General features: G+C 64.2%; 16 protein-coding genes. 11 read left to right on the top strand and 5 right to left on the bottom strand.

Annotated elements, in window-relative coordinates:
- Positions 1-17 precede the first annotated feature (17 nt).
- Genes MTX19_RS23250 through MTX19_RS23235 form a run of 4 tightly spaced genes read left to right on the top strand, consistent with a single transcriptional unit; the run spans position 18 to position 3,337 of the window.
- Positions 18-881 (top strand): branched-chain amino acid ABC transporter permease, encoded by an 864-nt coding sequence (locus MTX19_RS23250; RefSeq protein ID WP_280972100.1) that lies wholly within the window; start codon positions 18-20, stop codon positions 879-881.
- Positions 881-1,864: a branched-chain amino acid ABC transporter permease gene (locus MTX19_RS23245; RefSeq protein WP_280979471.1), complete on the top strand. Its 984-nt coding sequence runs from the start codon at positions 881-883 to the stop codon at positions 1,862-1,864. Before MTX19_RS23250 ends, MTX19_RS23245 begins: the two co-directional genes overlap by 1 nt.
- Entirely contained in the window at positions 1,854-2,624 is a 771-nt protein-coding gene (locus MTX19_RS23240; RefSeq protein WP_280979470.1) for an ABC transporter ATP-binding protein, read from the top strand. Before MTX19_RS23245 ends, MTX19_RS23240 begins: the two co-directional genes overlap by 11 nt.
- Entirely contained in the window at positions 2,621-3,337 is a 717-nt protein-coding gene (locus tag MTX19_RS23235) for an ABC transporter ATP-binding protein (protein WP_280972097.1), read from the top strand. Before MTX19_RS23240 ends, MTX19_RS23235 begins: the two co-directional genes overlap by 4 nt.
- A gap of 202 nt (positions 3,338-3,539) precedes the next feature.
- Here MTX19_RS23235 and MTX19_RS23230 read toward each other — a convergent pair whose 3' ends face one another.
- The 3 genes from MTX19_RS23230 to MTX19_RS23220 form a co-directional block, all read right to left on the bottom strand.
- The gene (locus MTX19_RS23230) at positions 3,540-4,064 is read right to left on the bottom strand and encodes an invasion associated locus B family protein (RefSeq protein ID WP_280984861.1); all 525 of its coding nucleotides are present in this window, start codon (positions 4,062-4,064) and stop codon (positions 3,540-3,542) included.
- 88 nt (positions 4,065-4,152) lie between these two features.
- On the bottom strand, positions 4,153-7,299 hold the full coding sequence (locus tag MTX19_RS23225; protein WP_280979469.1) for a multidrug efflux RND transporter permease subunit: 3,147 nt from the start codon (positions 7,297-7,299) through the stop codon (positions 4,153-4,155).
- On the bottom strand, positions 7,296-8,465 hold the full coding sequence (locus tag MTX19_RS23220) for an efflux RND transporter periplasmic adaptor subunit (protein ID WP_280979468.1): 1,170 nt from the start codon (positions 8,463-8,465) through the stop codon (positions 7,296-7,298). The genes MTX19_RS23225 and MTX19_RS23220 overlap by 4 nt, the downstream gene beginning before the upstream one ends.
- A 208-nt stretch (positions 8,466-8,673) precedes the next feature.
- Here MTX19_RS23220 and MTX19_RS23215 point away from each other — a divergent pair, with 208 nt between their 5' ends.
- The 7 genes from MTX19_RS23215 to MTX19_RS23185 all read left to right on the top strand — a co-directional run bounded on the left by MTX19_RS23215 (position 8,674) and on the right by MTX19_RS23185 (position 15,362).
- Positions 8,674-9,135 (top strand): MarR family transcriptional regulator, encoded by a 462-nt coding sequence (locus MTX19_RS23215; RefSeq protein ID WP_280979467.1) that lies wholly within the window; start codon positions 8,674-8,676, stop codon positions 9,133-9,135.
- Between the two features lie 114 nt (positions 9,136-9,249).
- Entirely contained in the window at positions 9,250-9,489 is a 240-nt protein-coding gene (locus MTX19_RS23210; RefSeq protein WP_280979466.1) for a hypothetical protein, read from the top strand.
- Between the two features lie 254 nt (positions 9,490-9,743).
- A complete protein-coding gene (locus tag MTX19_RS23205; protein ID WP_280979465.1) occupies positions 9,744-12,323 on the top strand; it encodes a TonB-dependent receptor in 2,580 nt (859 codons plus the stop codon).
- Between the two features lie 21 nt (positions 12,324-12,344).
- Positions 12,345-13,034 carry a Fe2+-dependent dioxygenase gene (locus MTX19_RS23200; RefSeq protein ID WP_280985484.1) on the top strand — a complete coding sequence of 230 codons (690 nt, stop codon included), beginning with the start codon at positions 12,345-12,347 and terminating at the stop codon, positions 13,032-13,034.
- A gap of 14 nt (positions 13,035-13,048) precedes the next feature.
- Positions 13,049-14,086 carry a tonB-system energizer ExbB gene (exbB, locus tag MTX19_RS23195; protein ID WP_280979464.1) on the top strand — a complete coding sequence of 346 codons (1,038 nt, stop codon included), beginning with the start codon at positions 13,049-13,051 and terminating at the stop codon, positions 14,084-14,086.
- A 3-nt stretch (positions 14,087-14,089) separates the two neighbouring features.
- Entirely contained in the window at positions 14,090-14,557 is a 468-nt protein-coding gene (gene exbD, locus MTX19_RS23190; RefSeq protein WP_280979463.1) for a TonB system transport protein ExbD, read from the top strand.
- Positions 14,558-14,573: 16 nt separating this feature from the next.
- Positions 14,574-15,362: an energy transducer TonB gene (locus MTX19_RS23185; RefSeq protein ID WP_280972087.1), complete on the top strand. Its 789-nt coding sequence runs from the start codon at positions 14,574-14,576 to the stop codon at positions 15,360-15,362.
- A 256-nt stretch (positions 15,363-15,618) separates the two neighbouring features.
- On the opposite strand, the gene MTX19_RS23180 is transcribed toward MTX19_RS23185, so the two are convergent.
- Positions 15,619-16,839, bottom strand: a complete 1,221-nt coding sequence (locus MTX19_RS23180) for an ABC transporter substrate-binding protein (RefSeq protein WP_280979462.1) — start codon at positions 16,837-16,839, stop codon at positions 15,619-15,621.
- Between the two features lie 386 nt (positions 16,840-17,225).
- A complete protein-coding gene (locus MTX19_RS23175) occupies positions 17,226-17,636 on the bottom strand; it encodes a hypothetical protein (protein WP_280978132.1) in 411 nt (136 codons plus the stop codon).
- Between the last annotated feature and the right edge of the window lie 42 nt (positions 17,637-17,678).

The following is a 17,678-nucleotide window of genomic DNA, read 5'->3' as shown; positions in this document are numbered from 1 at the left end:
ACATCGCACGCTGACCCATGTCCATTGTTCTTGTCCAGGTGATCGTGGGTGGCCTCCTGCTCGGGGCCGTTTATGCGCTGTTCTCCTCCGGCCTGACGCTGGTGTGGGGCATGATGAACGTGGTCAATTTCGCCCACGGCGATTTCGTCATGCTCGGCATGTACGTCGCCTATGTGGTCTACACGCTGCTCGGCGGCGGCCCGCTGGTCGGCGCGCCGCTGGCGACGCTGCTGCTCGCCACGCTCGGCATCGCCGTCTATTTCGGCCTGATCCGCGACGTCATGAAGGGGCCGATGCTGGCGCAGATCCTCGGCACGTTCGGGCTGGCGCTGCTGCTGCGCTATTCCGTATTCTGGTGGTTCGGTGCCAACTTCCTGTCGCTGCCGGGAGATCTCGTCGGCGGCACATTCGATGTCCTCGGCATCCGCATCGAGGCCTCGCGGCTGCTTGCCGGCGTTGTCGCGCTGTTGGTGACGCTCGGGCTGCATCTGCTGTTGACGCGCACGACGCTCGGCTCGCGGATGCTCGCGGTCGCCGAGGATTCGACGGCGGCGCAGTTGATGGGCATTCGTCCCGATAGCATGCAGGCAATCGCCTGGGCGATCGCGGCGGGCGCCACCGGGCTTGCCGGGGCGCTGATCGCAACCTTCTTCTATGTCGTGCCCACGGTCGGCGAGACGCTCGGCATCGTCGCCTTCGTCACGGTTTCGCTGGGTGGCTTCGGCAGCGTGCCGGGAGCGTTGATCGCGGGTCTTTTGATCGGCGTGATCGAGTCGCTGTCCGGCTATCTGATCGGCGCCGTCTACAAGGACATGGTGGTCTACGCCCTGTTTCTCGGCTTCCTCTGGTTCAGGCCGCAGGGCTTGATGGGCAAGACGTGATGCGGCGCAACTTCTGGCTCGCAATAGCGATCGTGCTGGTCGTGGCTTACCCCTGGGTGTTCTCCACGCCGTTCCAGCAGCGTCTCGGCGCGCTGGTCCTGCTCTATGCGATTGCGGCGTCGGCCTGGAACATCATCGGCGGTTATGCCGGCCAGGTCTCGGTCGGGCACGCGGTGTTCTTCGGCTGCGGCGCCTATGCCGCGATGGGGGCCTATGCGCATTATGCGCTGTCGCCGTTGGTCGGAATCCCCGTCGGGCTGATCGCCAGCGTCGCGATCGCGGCCGTGATCGGTGCGCCGACGCTGCGGCTGTCGGGGCATTATTTCAGCATGGCGACGATCGCGGTCGCCGAGCTTGCCCGGCTGATCGTCACCAACACCGACTATCTCGGCGCCGCCGTCGGCCTGAGCGGCCCGACCGTGCCGCGCAACGTGTTCGATCTCTCCTTCATCTCGGCATTGCCGTACTACTATCTCTTCCTCGCCGTCCTCGCGATCACGCTCCTGATCACCTGGTGGATGGCGAGCAGCCGGATGGGGTTTTATCTCCGCGCGGTCAAGGACTCCGAACGCGCGGCGCGCTCGCTCGGAGCACCGGCCAGCCGCATCAAGCTGTACGCCTACATGCTGAGCGCGGGGCTGACCAGCATTGCCGGCGCGCTCTACGCGATGATGTTCGGCTTCGTCGATCCGGACTCCGGGCTCGGCCTGCTGATCTCGGTGAAGATCCTGATCATGGCTGCGCTCGGCGGCGCGGGGCTCCTGTTCGGGCCGCTGGTCGGCGCGGCGATCCTGGTGCCGCTGGAGGAGATCTCCAACAGCCTGCTCGGCGGCAAGGGCGCCGGCCTGACCTTTGTCGTCTACGGAGCGATCATCGTGCTGATCGCGCGTTTCCAGCCCGGCGGCATCCTGGCGCTGGTTAACCGCCTGCGGGCCAAGAAGACGAAGGACGATTCCACGAAGGGGGCCACCAATGCTCCTTGAAGCGCGCGACATCACCAAGGCGTTCGGCAGCTTCAAGGCCGTGGATGCGGCGAGCGTCACGCTCGAGCAGGGCGACATCCTCGGCCTGATCGGCCCGAACGGCGCCGGAAAATCCACCTTCTTCAACTGCCTGACCGGAGACCTCGCACTGACCTCCGGCAACGTGTTGCTGGAAGGTCACGACATCACCAGTATGCCGCCGGAGGCGAGGGCGCGGCTCGGACTCGCGCGCACCTTCCAGGTGCCGCAGACCTTCGAGGGCATGACGGTGCTCGAGAACGTCATGATCGGCGCCTTCTTGCGCTCCAGCCATCGCGCCGAGGCCGAGTCCAAGGCGCGCGCCGTGCTGGCGCGGGTCGGCATGGAGCGGCTCGCCGATGCGCCGGCGCGCTCGCTCGGCACGCCGGGCCGCAAGCGGCTCGAGATCGCGCGTGCGCTCGCGACCGAACCCAGGATCCTGCTGCTCGACGAGGCCATGGCCGGGCTGACCCAGCGCGAGGTGCAGCTTGCGATCGACCTCGTCCGCGACATCCATCGCTCCGGCATCACGCTCGTGATCGTCGAGCACATCATGGAAGTGATCATGTCGCTGGCGAGCCGCGTCATGGTGTTTCATCAGGGCAGGGAGATCGCTCGCGGCACACCGCAGCAGGTCACCTCCGATCCTTCGGTCATTGCCGCCTATCTCGGCACCCGTGCCGCCGCCAAGGTGGCGGCCGGCCACACCCCGATCGAGCTGATGGGTGGGCCCACGACATGACCGGACCGCTGCTGAAGATCGAGCATCTGGAGGTCCGCTACGGCGATCTGATCGGCGTGTCCGATGTCTCGCTCGAGGTGCCGGCGGGCAGCGTCGTCGCGCTGCTCGGCTCCAATGGCGGCGGCAAGACCACGACGCTGAACGCGATCGCGGGCCTGATTCCCGTGCATTCCGGAACGATCAGCTTTGCCGGGGAACAGCTTGCGGGGCAAAGCGCGTTCGCGATCGTACGCAAGGGGCTCGCACTGTCACCGGAGGGCTGGCGGCTGTTCGTGCAGCAGAGCGTCGAGAACAATCTGTTGCTTGGTGCTACCCCGCTGCGCGACAAGAGCCGCATCAGGAGGCTGCTGGAGCGCGTCTACGACATCTTTCCGCGCCTGAAGGAGCGTCGCGTCCAGCGCGCCGGCACCATGTCCGGCGGCGAGCGGCAGATGCTCGCGGTCGGCCGCGCGCTGATGAGCGATCCAAAGCTGCTGATGCTGGACGAGCCGTCGCTGGGGCTGGCGCCCGCGGTGGTCGAATCCATGTACGAGACGTTCGGTCGCCTGCACCGCGAGGGGCTGACCATCCTGCTCGCCGAACAATCGATCGAGCTTGCGCTCGAAGTCTCCGACTTCGCGACCGTGCTGCAGGTCGGCAAGAGCGTGCTGTCGGGAACCGCGGCGGCGCTCGCCGACGATCCGCAGGTGCAGAAGGTGTATCTCGGCACGTAGGCGATCATCGTAGGATGGGTAGGGCGCAGCGAAACCCATCACCTTCACGCAGCACGGTTGATGGGTATTGCTTCGCTCCACCCATCCCACGAATGGCGAGCTACGTCTCCGCCCTCAGCAACAGGCAATCGGCCAGCCGAATTCAACGGCAAGCTTCCGCAGGGGACGGTCGTGATGCATGACGACCGGGAGCTCGTTGCCGCTACTTGATCTTGTCGTACACCGCCGCGAAGTCGGTTAGCGACATCGGGATGGTGATCGTTTCCTTGGCGAGATTCTGGAACGAGACTTTCAGCTGCTTGCCCGATCTCAGAGCATTCAGGATGTCGGCGGCGATCGGGGTGTTGACGTAGCAGCCGCGCGCCTCGCAGGTCTGGATCGCCACGTCGGCGGTCTTGCCATCGTCGATCTGCAGCCTGGCGCCAACCGGAAGGTTGAGCCCGAGCGGCAGCTGGATCAGCGCGACAGGTGTACGGGTGTCGCCCGGCACGCGAATATTGACCAGCACGACGAGCTGGCCGGTCTTGCTGAGCACGGCCGTCTGCTCCATCGCGCATTCGAGCGGAGCGTCGCGGCTTGCGCTGGTGCAGCGTGCGACCCAGCCGGGATTGTTCGCGGGGGCGGCGTCGGCATGGGGCGCGGCGGGAGCAGGGGCTGGCGCGGGCGCATTCTTGCCCTTGGTAGCCTCGGCGTGGCCGAGGCCGGCCACGCCGAACACGGTAAACAAGACCAACAGCGACTTTGCGACAATCTTCACGGCACCGGCTCCGAAATGAGCGTCTTTCCGGATGTGCCGGGAGGAGAGCAAAGTCAAGTCACTCGGCCGCCTCCTTGACCGATCCGTCCCTGCCGTCGTGGGCGTCGTCGCCCGGCCGCTGCGAGCGGCCCCAGTTCGCGAAGGCATTGGAGAGCCGATCGAGATAGAGATAGACGACGGGCGTCGTGAACAGCGTCAGCGCCTGGCTGACGATCAGGCCGCCGACCATGGCGTAGCCGAGCGGCTGGCGGATTTCCGAGCCGGTGCCGGTGCCAAGCATCAGCGGCACGCCGCCGAGCAGTGCGGCCATCGTCGTCATCATGATCGGGCGGAAGCGGAGCAGGGCGGCCTGGCGGATCGCCGCCGCCGGCTCCATGTGCTCGTCGCGTTCGGCGGCGATCGCGAAGTCGACCATCATGATGCCGTTCTTCTTCACGATGCCGATCAGCAGGATGATGCCGATCAGCGCGATCAGGCTGAAGTCGAAGCCGGCCGCCATCAGGATCGCCAGCGCGCCGACGCCTGCGGACGGCAGTGTCGACAGAATGGTGATCGGGTGGATATAGCTCTCGTAGAGAATGCCGAGGATCAGGTAGACCACCACGAGCGCGGCGAGGATCAACAGCGGCACGGTCGACAGCGATTGCTGGAACGCCTGTGCGGTACCCTGGAAGCTCGAGCTCAAGGTCGGCGGCGCGCCGAGTTCGACCATCGCCCTCTGCACCGCCTGCGTCGCCTGGCCGAGCGCGACGCCCTGGGCCAGGTTGAACGAGATGGTGATTGCCGGGAACTGGCCCTGGTGGCTGATCGAGAGTGGCCGAACCGGCACGCTGGTCCATTTCGCGAAGGTCGACAGCGGCACCTGGTCGCCGGTCAGCGGCGACTTGACGTAGATCTTGTTTAGCGTGTCGATCGCGCCCTGCAACTCCGGCAGCACCTCGAGGATGACGTGGTAGCTGTTAAGCTGGGTGAAGTATTGCGTCACCTGGCGCTGGCCGAAGGCGTCGTAGAGCGTGTCGTCGATCAGCTGCGGCTGGATGCCGTAGCGCGAGGCGGTGTCGCGGTTGATCTGTAGCTCGAGCGTGGTGCCTTTGGTCTGCTGGTCGGTCGCAACGTCGCGCAGCTCGGGCAGCGTCTGCATCTTGGCCAGGATCTTGGGCGCCCATTCGTTCAGCTCGGTCAGATTGGCGTCCTGCAGCGTGAATTCGAACTGGGTGCGGGTCGGGCGGCCGCCGAGACGGACGTCCTGCGCCGCCTGCATGAACAGCCGGGCGCCTTCGACCTTCTCGAGCTTCGGCCGCAGGCGGGCTATGATCTGTTGCGCGTTCGCGTCGCGATCCTTCAGCGGCTTGAGCGTGATGAACAGGTTGCCGTTGTTGCCCGCGCGGCCGCTGCCGCCGATCGCCATCGCCACCGACGCCACGGCCGGATCCTGCAACACGATGTTGCCGAGCGCCTCCTGCTTGCGTTTCATGTCGGCGAAGGAGATGTCCTGGCTGGCTTCCGAAGTCGCCGTGATCAGCCCATTGTCCTGCTGCGGGAAGAAGCCCTTCGGGATGACCGCAAAAAGGTAGATCGACAGCGCCAGCGTTGCGAAGAACACCATCAACGTCGTGAACTTCCAGCGCAGTGCGACGTCGAGCCCGGCCCGGTAGGCGTTGAGCATCGCGTCGAAACCGCGCTCGCTGAGCTGGTATAACCGGCCGTGCCGCTCCTCGCTGTGGGCGCGGAGGAACCGCGAGGCCATCATCGGCGTCAGGGTCAGCGACACGAACATCGAGACGAAGATCGTCATCGCCAGCACGACCGCGAATTCGCGGAACAGGCGGCCGATGATGCCGCCCATCAGGAGCAGCGGGATCAGCACCGCGACCAGCGAGACGCTGATCGAAACGATGGTGAAGCCGATCTCGCTTGACCCCTTGAAGGCGGCGGCCAACGGCCTTTCGCCATCCTCGATGTAGCGGCTGATATTCTCCAGCATCACGATGGCGTCGTCGACCACGAAGCCGACCGCGATCGTCAGCGCCATCAGCGACAGGTTGTCGAGCGTGTAGCCGAAAATCCACATCAGCGCGCAGGCGCCGAGCAGGGCGAGCGGCACCGTCACCGCGGGGATCACGGTCGCCCAGAAGCTGCGGAGGAAGAGGAAGATCACCATCACGACCAGGAAAATGGTCAGGAGCAGGGTGAACTGGACGTCCTCGACGGCGGCGCGGATCGTCGTGGTGCGGTCGCTGATGACGTCGATCTTGATCGCCGGCGGGATCGCCGCGACCAAGCGTGGCAGCGCCTCCTTGATCTTGTCGACGGTGTCGATGACGTTGGCGCCCGGCTGCTTGAAGATGACGAGGAACACGCCGCGCTTGCCGTTCGCCCAGGCGGCCTGCTTGGCGTCTTCGGGACCGTCAACCGCCTGACCAATATCTCGGATCCGCAGCGGTCCGCCGTTGCGGTAAGCGATGATGACGTCGTTCCAGGGGTCTGCCTTGAGCAACTGGTCGTTGGCGTAGATGGTGTAGGCGCGACTGTCGCCGTCGATGTTGCCCTTGGGGCTGTCGACAGTCGCGCTCGCGATCGCGGTGCGGACGTCTTCCAGCGACAGGCCCTTCGCGACCAGCTTGGCCGGATCGATCTGGACGCGGACCGACGGCTTCTGCTGCCCGCCGATGATAACCTGCGCGACGCCGGAGATCTGGCTGATCTGCTGGGCCAGCTGCGCGTCGACGGCGTCGCTGACCCGGATCAGCGGCAGCGTGTCCGAGGTGGCCGACAGCAGCATGATCGGCGCGTCCGCAGGGTTCACCTTGCGGTAGGTCGGCGGCGAGGGCAGGCTCTTGGGCAACTGCCCGCTTGCCGCGTTGATCGCGCCCTGCACGTCATTGGCCGCGCCGTCGATGCTGCGGTTGAGGTCGAACTGGATCGTAACCGACGCGGTACCCAGATAGCTCGTCGAGGTCATCTGGGCGATGCCCGGGATCTGGGCGAACTGGCGCTCCAGCGGCTGGGCGACCGAGGTCGCCATGGTCTCAGGACTGGCGCCCGGCAGGCTCGCGGTGATCTGGATGGTCGGGAAGTCGACCTGCGGCAGCGGCGCCACCGGCAGCAACGGATAGGCGACGAGACCGACGAAGAGGATGCCGGCCATCAGCAGCGAGGTGCCGATGGGGTAGCGAATGAATGGTGCGGAAATTCCGTCGTTCATTCGTCTTTAACCTTCGACTGAGTCTGGTCCGAGCTCGCCACCGCCGTCGTCACCACGGTTCCCGGTGAGACCTTGTACTGGCCTGCGACGATCACCTGCTGGCCCGGCGACAGACCCTCGTCGATCACCGACTTGCCGTCGATTGATTGGCTGACCTTGATCTTGCGGAGCTCGGCCTTGTTGTCCTGATTCACCGAAAACGCATAAAGGCCGTCAGTGCCGTGTTGCACTGCGTCATCTGGGACCACGGTCGCATCTTTCAAGGTTCGGACCAGCAGCCGGGTCGAGACTGACTGGCCCGGCCACAGCGCATGGTCCTTGTTGTCGAACACCGCCTTCAGCCGGATCGTCCCGCTGGTGGTGTCGACCTGGTTGTTGATCAGCGCCAGGGTTCCCGTCGACAAGACCCGCTTGCCGTCGGTCGACAGCGCGATGGTCTTCGGCGGCGCCACGGCCAGCGCGGCCTTGATGTCAGGCAACTGGTCTTCGGGGGCGGTGAAAATCACGGCAATCGGCTCGATCTGGGTGATCGACACGATCGCAGTCTGGGCCGCAGCGTTGACGATGTTGCCGACATCGACCAGTCGCAGGCCCACGATCCCGTCGATCGGGGACTTCACCGTTGCGTAATCGACCTGCGTCTGCGCGTTGAAGATGGCGGCGTCGTCGGCAGCGATCTGGGCGGTCAGCTGGGCCACCGTGGAACGCTGCGTATCGGTCTGCTGGCGCGTGGCGAACTCGCCGAGCCTGGTGTAGCGCTGCAGGTCCAGATTGGCATTGGCGAGGTTGGCCTCGTCCTGCGCCTTCTTGGCCTTGGCCTGGTCAAGTGCAGCCTGATACGGTCGCGGATCGATCTCGACCAGCGTGTCGCCCGCCTTGACGAACTGGCCTTCCTTGAAGTGGATATTGGTGATCTGGCCGTCGATCCGGGTGCGGACCTGAACGGTGTTGAAGGCTTGCACGGTGCCGAGGCCGGTCAGATAGACCGGGAAATCGGCTTTCTCGACCGGCGCGACCTTGACCGGGACCGCCGGGCGCGTGGCGGCGCGCTTCTGCGCGGCCTCCGCCGCCAGCCTGTTGCCCTGGTATTTCTGCCAGCCAAAATAGCCCGCAGCGCCAATCGCGGCGATCAGTAAAACCCAACGAATTGCGCGTGACTTGGACATGTTGGCTCTTGGTTTTGGACGGCCAATCTTGAGTTGGACCAACAATCTTGGGTGGGACCAACAATAAAGGGTCATGGAAACGGTTCACAGAGCTTGCGGATATAATATGCGTGCACTTAATGTGTAAACACACTACGACTTGAGAATCCTAAACATTTGGAAAGGTTTAGGTCAGAAACAAACGGAAACGTCCCGGCTGGGAAGCGCCATGTCGTCCGATATCAAACGTCAATTTATTGCACAGCTTGTCGAGAGTTCGCGGCTGCTACGCAACTACATCGATCACCGCGCCAAGGCGCGCGGCACCACCCGTGCGCAATGGATCGTGCTCTTCCGCCTGCGCGAGCAGGAGGGACTGTCCCAGGTCGATCTTGCAGACGTGCTCGAGTTGCAGCCGATCTCGCTGGTACGGCTGCTCGATCGCCTCGTCGAGCATGGCCTGCTCGAACGGCGGCCAGATCCGAGGGATCGTCGTGCCAATCGCTTGTTCCTGACAAAGCGCGGACGTCAGCTCGTGGATGATCTCGATAGTCTACGCGACGCGATCGCAAGCGACGTGCTGCGCGACGTGTCGAACGCGCACGTCGAAAGCGGACTAGCCACGCTCCGCTCGGTCAAGGACCGCATCAAGGCTCTCGGCGAGGGACCGGAGAGCATCGCCGCGAAATAGCCGCGGCGCCGCATTCGTCGAACAACTCGTTTGCGTCGATCCATGCGCCTGTTGAAACGGCGGGCGATGTCGTTCATATCGCGCGCGTCGATGGTGCGAGACGGGAGGGCCGTGATGGATGAATTGAACGGGCGTATGATGGCGTGTCAGATCCTGATCACGGGATTGATCGCGCGCGTCGCCAACGAGCAGCGTGACCCTCTGCGCTTCCTCACCGACTTCCGCGACGAGATCAAAGCCGTCGTCAACGGCGTCAACATCGCGGGGATGGACAATACCGAGCGTGTGCGGCAGGTCGCGCAACGCACCGTCGATGAGCTGTTTTCGCTGATGAAGCCGCCAAGCACGGATTGATTGCGGCACGTCTATCCGATGCCAGCGACTCCCTCATTGGAAGAACTCCGCGCTGTGTTTTAGAACCATTATTAGAGCGCTTAAAAATTGGACTTAGAACGATTTTAGACTGCACATTAGAATCCCTTTGAATTGGGGCGATTCAAGCGCGTTGTTGCAGCGATCGCATTGACCCGAAAATTTGGGCTCAGTAACCGAGAGACAGTTCGTCGCAGTTCGGTCTCGCGGTGAACTTGATTTTCGGGGCGTGTGGAATGAGCAATGCAAAGGCGCCGAGGTCGCTGCGTTTCGATGCGGGGATTGGCTCGGCCGACGATAATGCGAGTTATTCGGGTACGAAGGTTTCCGCGGTCGCGGGCCTGATCGCGGTGGCATCATTTTCGGGTGCCGAAGCGCAGCAGACCAACCTCCCGCCGGTGACGGTCGATGCGCCGGTCGCTCGCCCGCGTCCTGCAACATCCAAGCCTACGCCGGACCAGGTCCGCGCCCGCACCGCGCTGCGCCGCGCTGCGCGCCGCAACCAGCAGGCGCAAGTTGCGCCGGTGCCGTTCCCGAATGCCGGCAGCCTTGCCGCCGACCGCAACCCCTACGCGGATGCGGCCGCGCCCTACAAGGTCGACCACCTGCAGGCGTCGGGCAAATTTCCCGAGCCGATCCTGAACACGCCGAAGTCGGTGACGGTGCTGTCGAAGGAAGTGCTGGAGGACAAGAACGCCACCACGCTGAAGCAGGCGATCCTGAGCACGGCCGGCGTGACGCTCGGCACGGGCGAGGGCGGCAATGCGTTCGGCGACCGATTCTTCATCCGCGGCTTCGACGCGCGCAACGACATCTTCATCGACGGCGTGCGCGATCCCGGCGTCAGCGTCCGCGAGAACTTCTTCACCGAGCAGGTCGAGATCCTGCGTGGCCCCGGCTCGTCCTTTGCCGGTCGCGGCACCACCGGCGGTGCGATCAACATCGTGACCAAGCAGGCCACTGCGGAGAAGAGCTTCTACAACATGGACACCACGTTTGGCACCGATCAGACCAAGCGTGTGACGCTCGACGTCAACCAGGTGATCAGCCCGACATTCGCGGTACGTGCCGGCGGCCTGTTCCAGGACGCCAACGTCGCCGGCCGCGACTACGTCACCGACGGCCGTAACGGTGCGTTCGTCGCCACCAAGTGGACGCCGGTCGACGCGGTCAAGGTCACCGCGGACTACGTGCACACCTACCTGCACGGCATCCCGGATTTCGGCGTGCCGTATTACCGGCCGGGATCGCCGGCGCCGAGAAACATCTTCACGAGCACCGCAGGCGGTCCGTTCCCGGATTTCGGTTCGCCCCGCAACAATTTCTACGGCCTTGTCAATCGCGACTTTTTCAAGGTCCGGCAGGACATCGGGACGGTCAACACCGAAGTCCAGGTGACGCCTGACCTCGTGCTTAGCGACAAGATCAGGGCATCGCGCTCGCTCAACGACTACATCGGTACGCTCGCCGAATCGCCGGTTGTCACGAACCCGCTCTCGGCTTCGACGATCACGATGAATCCGCAGAGCCGCGATCAGGTCACCGATGTGCTCGCCAACCAGAGCGAGGCCACCTACAAGTTCGATACTGGTGGCTTCAGGCATACCGCGGTGGGCGGCGTCGAGATCTCGCGCGAGACCTCGTATATCGACAAATATACCGGGCTAAGTTCGGAATTGACGACCGGTACGCCGTTCATGGGCAGCGGATCGATCCCCGGCGTCAGCGTGTTTGCGCCGCAATACACCAATACGCCGTTCACCACGACGCCGACGCTTGCGGGCTTGCCGACCAATCTCTCGGTCGACACCAAGAGCGTCTATCTGCTCGACAGCGTCAATTACCACGACTTCGTGATCCTCAACGGCGGCATCCGCTACGACGACTACAACATCAGCACCAGCGGGTACGGCACTGTCAGCGGCGCGACGAGGTTCGGTGCGCAGAGCGCGGAGTTCGGCCTGCCGAACTTCAACCTCGGCCTGACGCTGAAGCCCGCGCCGAATGGCAGTGTCTACGCCGCCTACGCGACATCGTCGAACCCGATTGGCGCCGAATTCGACGGCACCAGCACGGCCTATGGTGGCCTTGCTCCTGTGATCAACGGCAATTCGAACCAGATCTTCGGGCCGGAAAATAACAAGGCGATCGAAGTCGGCACCAAGTGGGAGCTGTTCGACCGTCATCTGCTGGTGACGGCGGCGCTGTTCCAGACCGAAAAGGAGAATGCGCGCGAGGCACAGAACATTACGCCGACGACCGGTACCGCGACATGTCCTTATCCAGTCACCAACCCGCCGACGACCGGCACCGTCTCCTGCATCACGGCCGGCGCTGCCTACCGCATCCGCGGGATCGATCTCGGCGTCGGCGGCAAGATCACCGATAAATGGAGCGTGTTCGGCGGCCTCGTGCTGATGCAGTCCGAGGTGACGAAGTCGCTGGCGCCGTCGCCGCAGCCGCTGCTCTATCCGACCAATGTCGGGCGGCCGCTTGCCAACGTGGCGCACCAGTCGTTCAGCGTGCTCTCGAAATACCAGCTCACCGACATGTGGGAGATCGGCGGGCAGGCGGTCTATCGCTCTAAGGTCTATGGCGGCACGCTGCTCGCGGCGAACCAGGGTACCTCGATCCCGAGCTACTGGCGCTTCGACGCCTTTGCGGAAGCGAAGGTCGACAAGCACTGGACCGTGAAGCTGTTCGTCAACAACATCTTCGACAAGCGTTACTACGATGCGCTCTACCAGAGCGCGACACCCTTCGTGCTGGAAGCGCCGGGACGCGCCGCGTATCTGGTTGTTTCAGCGCGTTACTGAGGGAGGTTTCAAAGCGTCGCGATGCTGGTCTGTGTTCCCAATGTTCTGAGTAAAGCCGATGTGGCGGACTTCCGCCGCATCATGGATGCCAGCGATTGGGAAGACGGCCGCTCGACGGCCGGAGCAGCCTCCGCGCTGGTGAAGCGCAACGAGCAGCTGCCGCCCGACAGCGAGGTCGCGCGGCAGCTCGGCAACCGCATCCTGACCGCGCTGTCGGCGAGCCCGCGCTTCATCTCGGCGGCGATCCCGCTTAGAATCTTTCCACCCTTGTTCAATCGGTACGCCGCAAGCGATAGGCACCATTTCGGCCTGCACGTCGACAATGCGGTGCGCGGCGACCGATTAACCGGCATACGGATCCGCACCGACCTGTCGGTCACGTTGTTTTTATCTGAGCCGGAAGATTACGATGGCGGCGAGCTCGTCATCGAAGACCTTTACGGCTCGCATGAAATCAAGTTGCCGGCAGGCGATCTGGTACTTTATCCTGCGTCCAGCTTGCATCTGGTCACGCCGGTCACCAGGGGGACGCGGCTTGCGTCTTTTTTCTGGTTGCAGAGCATGGTACGGGATGCGCACGCGCGCAGCCTGATCTTTGATCTCGATACGGCAATACAGGCCCTGGTGGAACGGCTGGGGCGCGACGACCCTGAAACGGTCAAATTGACCGGCATTTATCACAACCTGATCCGCCACTGGGCTGAAGTGTAACTATGAAAACATCCATGTTCCGCGCTGCATCCGCCATGGTCGCCTCGCTGGCGATGCTGATGCTGGCTGCCCCGGCCTCGGCGCAGCAGCAGACGGCGCCTGCCGCGCAAGCTGCGCCGGCGGCCAAGCCTCAGGCGGCACCGGTGGCCCAGTCCCAGCCGGTACCGGCGGCCCAGCAGCCCACGCCGGTGGCCCAGCCGGCCCCGGCCGTGCCGCAAGCGCAGGCCGCCCCGGCTCCGGTCGCAACCACCCCGGCGCAGACGTCCGGACCGTCCGCGACCAATGCGCCATCGGCTGCGCCTGCGGGGGGCGAGAGCAGGCCGCTGAAGACGACCGCCACCGGTCTGCACGAATTGTCGCCGTGGACCATGTTCCTGAATGCCGACATCATCGTGAAGGCGGTGATGGTCGGCCTGGCCTTCGCCTCGCTGGTCACCTGGACGGTGTTCATCGCCAAGATGATCGAGCTGACCGTGGCCCAGAGCAAGCTGCGCGGCGCGCTCGCGAAGATCGGTGAATCGCGCTCGCTGGCGGAAGCGCAGTTCGCGCTCGGCGCTAAGGGCAATGTGCTGTCATCCTTCATCGCGGCCGCGATGCGCGAGGGACGGCTGTCTGCCGGGATCTCCAGCGACAGCGGCGTCAAGGAACGCGCCGCGTCGAGCTTCTCCGAGATCGTCCGCGCCGAGGCCCGTCGCATCCGGCTCGGGATGGGCCTGCTCGCAACCATCGGTGCGACGTCGCCCTTCGTCGGCCTGTTCGGTACGGTCTGGGGCATCATGAACAGCTTCATCGGCATTTCGAAGTCGCAGACCACCAATCTCGCGGTGGTGGCGCCGGGCATCGCGGAGGCGCTGCTTGCCACCGCGATCGGTCTGGTCGCAGCGATTCCCGCGGTCATCATCTACAACCACTTCTCGCGCGTGACGAAGACCTACCTCGAGCTGGTCAACCGCGCCTCGGGTGCCGCGGCACGGCTGCTGTCGCGCGATCTCGACCGCACCCATGGCAGCCTTCCGCAGGGCTCGCACGCGCGCGCCGCGGCGGCGGAGTAGGCGATGGCTTTCTCGGTCGCAGAGAACGATACCGACGACGATTTCGCGGAATCGCACGAGATCAACGTCACGCCGTTCATCGACGTAATGCTGGTGCTCCTGATCATCTTCATGGTGGCGGCGCCGCTCTCGACCGTCGACCTGCCGATCGACTTGCCGACCTCGACCGCGTCGCCGACCAAGAAGCCGGACAAGCCGACCTATGTCAGCATCAAGCCGGACCTCTCGCTCGCGATCGGCGAGACCTTCGTCAAGCGGGTCGATCTGGTGAATGCGCTCGATGCCATGCCAGACATGAGCAAGGACAAGTACATTTTCGTGCGCGCCGATCGGGCGGTCCCCTATGGCGAACTGATGGACGTGCTGGAATTCCTGCGCAAGGGCGGTTATTCCAAGATCAAGCTGGTCGCGCTGGAAGGGGTTCCGGATGCGGCGGCGCAGCAGGGTGCGCCGACGACACAGAACCCATGACGAAGGCCTGACGCCGATGTCCGATCTCGAACAGAAGCCGTCCCGGACGCTGTGGGTGTCGGCCGCGGTGATCGCCCTGGTGCTGCATGTCGGCGGCGCCGCGCTCGCGCTCACCAATCTGCATGGGGAGGAGCCGGAGGACGTCTCCGGCGTGTCGGCCATCGAGGTCGGGGTCGAACTGGCGGCGCCAAATCGCGAGGTCACCGATTTGCCGGCCGGTCCGGATGCGGATGCGTCCGTGGCTTCGCCGCAGGTCAACGAGCAAAAGGCCGAGGTCAAGGAAACCGACCTGCCGAAGGACACGCCGAACGAGATTGAAGATGCCGATCGGGTGGTGACCGAGAACGACAACAAGAAGCCGACCGAAGAAGAGCAGAAGGTCGCCGCCGTCCAGACCGCGGCATCGCAGGAGTCGGTCGCTGCCGAGGCCACCGCGATGCCGACCGTGGAAGCCGCGCCCGAAGCGCCGCGCTCGGTGGCGCCGGTCATCGGCAATGGCAACGCCCTGCGGCGCGCGCGTGAGACCTGGCAGAAGCGGCTGATGGCGCATCTCGACAAGCACAAGAAGTACCCCGCTGGCGGCGCGCTGAAGTCGGCCGAGATCTATGTCAGCTTCACCCTTGATCGGCTCGGGCATGTGCTCGACATGGCGATCGAGAAGGGGTCGGGTGATGCGGCGTTCGATCAGGCTGCGCTTGCGATGATCAAGCGCTCCGATCCCGTCCCCGCACCGCCACCGCTGGTCGCCGACGAAGGCCTGAAGTTCACGCTCCCGGTGGTCTTCCGCGTCAAAGGCAAGGGCTGACGCATCTACGGCCGTTGGAATATGAGGCCGCTCCGCATCGTGACTGAGCCTATCGCCGCAATCGTCGCGTGATCCAGTGGCGCGCGCCGTAGCCCTCATACTTGTTCTTTTCCTCAAGGGCTACTCGATCACCGCGGCGACGAACGCCGCAGATAGAGATTGTTCAGGATCAGGGCGCCGCCTGTGATGCACACCTCATGTTGCGGAGACGACGGATGGCGCTTTTCCCATCCGCCGTGCACGTCACGCCAACCAATCAGTTCTTCTTCACCAGCGGGCAGGCGCTCTTGTCCAGCGGCAGGAAGGCTTCATCGGCAGGAATGGTCGCGACCAGCTTGTAATAGTCCCACGGATACTTCGACTCCGACGGCTTCTTCACCTCGAACAGGTAGGCCGGATGGATCTTGCGGCCGTCGGCGCGGATCGAGCCCTTGCCGAACAGGGGATCGTCGGTCGGCAGCTCCTTCATCTTGGCGACGACAGCGCGGCCGTCGTGCGGATTGCCGCCGAGCGCCTCCAGCGCCTTGAAGTAATGGATCAGCGATGCATAGACGCCGGCCTGCACCATGGTCGGCGGGTTCTTCTTGAAGCGCTCCATGAAGCGCTTGGAGAAGGCGCGGGTCTGGTCGTTCATGTCCCAGTAGAAGCTTTCCGTGAAGTTCAGGCCCTGCGCGACGTTGAGGCCGAGGGAGTGCACGTCGGTGATGAACATCAGCATGCCTGCAAGCTTCTGGCCGCCCGAGACGATGCCGAATTCAGCCGCCTGCTTGATCGCGTTGGTGGTGTCGCCGCCGGCATTGGCAAGGCCGATGACCTTGGCCTTCGAACTCTGCGCCTGCAGCAGGAAGGAGGAGAAGTCGGCGGTATTGAGCGGATGCTTGACGCTGCCGAGCACCTTGCCGCCGCCCGCGGTGACGGCCGCCGTCGTGTCGCGCTCCAGCGCCTGGCCGAACGCATAGTCCGCGGTGATGAAGAACCAGCTGTCGCCGCCGGATTTCACCAGCGCCTTGCCGGTGCCGTTGGCAAGCATATAGGTGTCGTAGGGCCAGTGCACCGTATTGGGCGTACACTGCGAGCCGGTGAGATCGGAGGAGCCCGAGCCGGAGTTCAAATTGACGACATTCTTCTCCTTGGAGAGGTTGGCGATGGCGAGCCCGACGTTGGAGGCTGCAAGGTCGACGAACACGTCGACCTTGTCGACGTCGATCCACTGTTTGCCGATGTTGACGGCGACGTCGGGCTTGTTCTGGTGATCGGCCGAGATCAGGTCGATCTTCCAGCCCTTTGCCAGCAGCCCGGAATCCTCGATCGCCATCTGCGCCGCCACTGTCGAGCCCGGTCCGCCGATATCCTGGTAGAGCCCGGACTGATCGCCGAGGGCGCCCACTTTGACGACCTTGTCCATGGTCCGGGCCAGCGCGCTGCCGCTGATCACCAGACTCGTGGTCACGACAAGGGCTGCAATGGATCGCTTCATCTTTCCTCCAGTATGATTTTGTTTTTTGAGTTCCTCATTATGCCCGGCCGCGATGGCGTCGCCTAGGCGCGCGACACAATCGGCCGCGCGCGATATTCCACGGCGCGGCGAATTAGCCGGGTCGATGGCTCGACGCTGTGCTTCTGCAGTCAGCGGCGCCTCGCATGAACGCGATCGGCTCGCTGTCCACGACCAGGGCGCGCAGGATCGACAACGCCATTGCGACGTCTGATGAGAACAAACGGCCGATCACCGTCTGGCGCGGGAGCCGCGCGCCTTTGACGCAAATGTGGGGCAGGTTACAGCGCTACCGGTCGAGCGCTTTCACGCGAAGCGGATACCGGTTCGCGTGAGGAAACCGAGCCAAACCGAAATAGCTCGTGGTGCTAGCGCCAGTAATAGCGGATCGCGACGTAGACCACGACCAGACAGCAGAAGATCAGCGCGACCGGTAGCGGACGCTGGGCGTTCGGGCCGGATGCGCCGGGCCTCGGCTTGGCGGGCAGGCGGCGGAAGGCGGTGACGTTTCCGCTGTCGGAGACCGGCTCGCGCGAGCGGGCGGGAACCTCAGGCGCTGCGCCGGCCCCGCCCATCTCGGCATAATAGGTCCGGTACATTAGCTGGATGGTGGCTTCGCTCGCCTTGGCGTCGTCCATCTGTTCCAGCAGCTTCTTGTAGCAGGCCAGGAAATTTTGCGCCTCCGGGGGCAGGGCGGACGTGCCGTTCAGCTTGGCCATCATCTTCCAGGTTGCAAAGTCGGCGCGCGCACGCGTATCGGCGCGTCGTGCAATCAGCATATCGGCGGCTTTGATCACCATGGCCTCGAAGCGTTCCTGCCT

The sequence above is a fragment of the Bradyrhizobium sp. ISRA464 genome, from assembly GCF_029910095.1.
GTDB lineage: Bacteria > Pseudomonadota > Alphaproteobacteria > Rhizobiales > Xanthobacteraceae > Bradyrhizobium.
The sequence above is the reverse complement of the archived record's forward strand: the minus strand, read 5'-3'. Positions and strand labels throughout refer to the sequence as shown.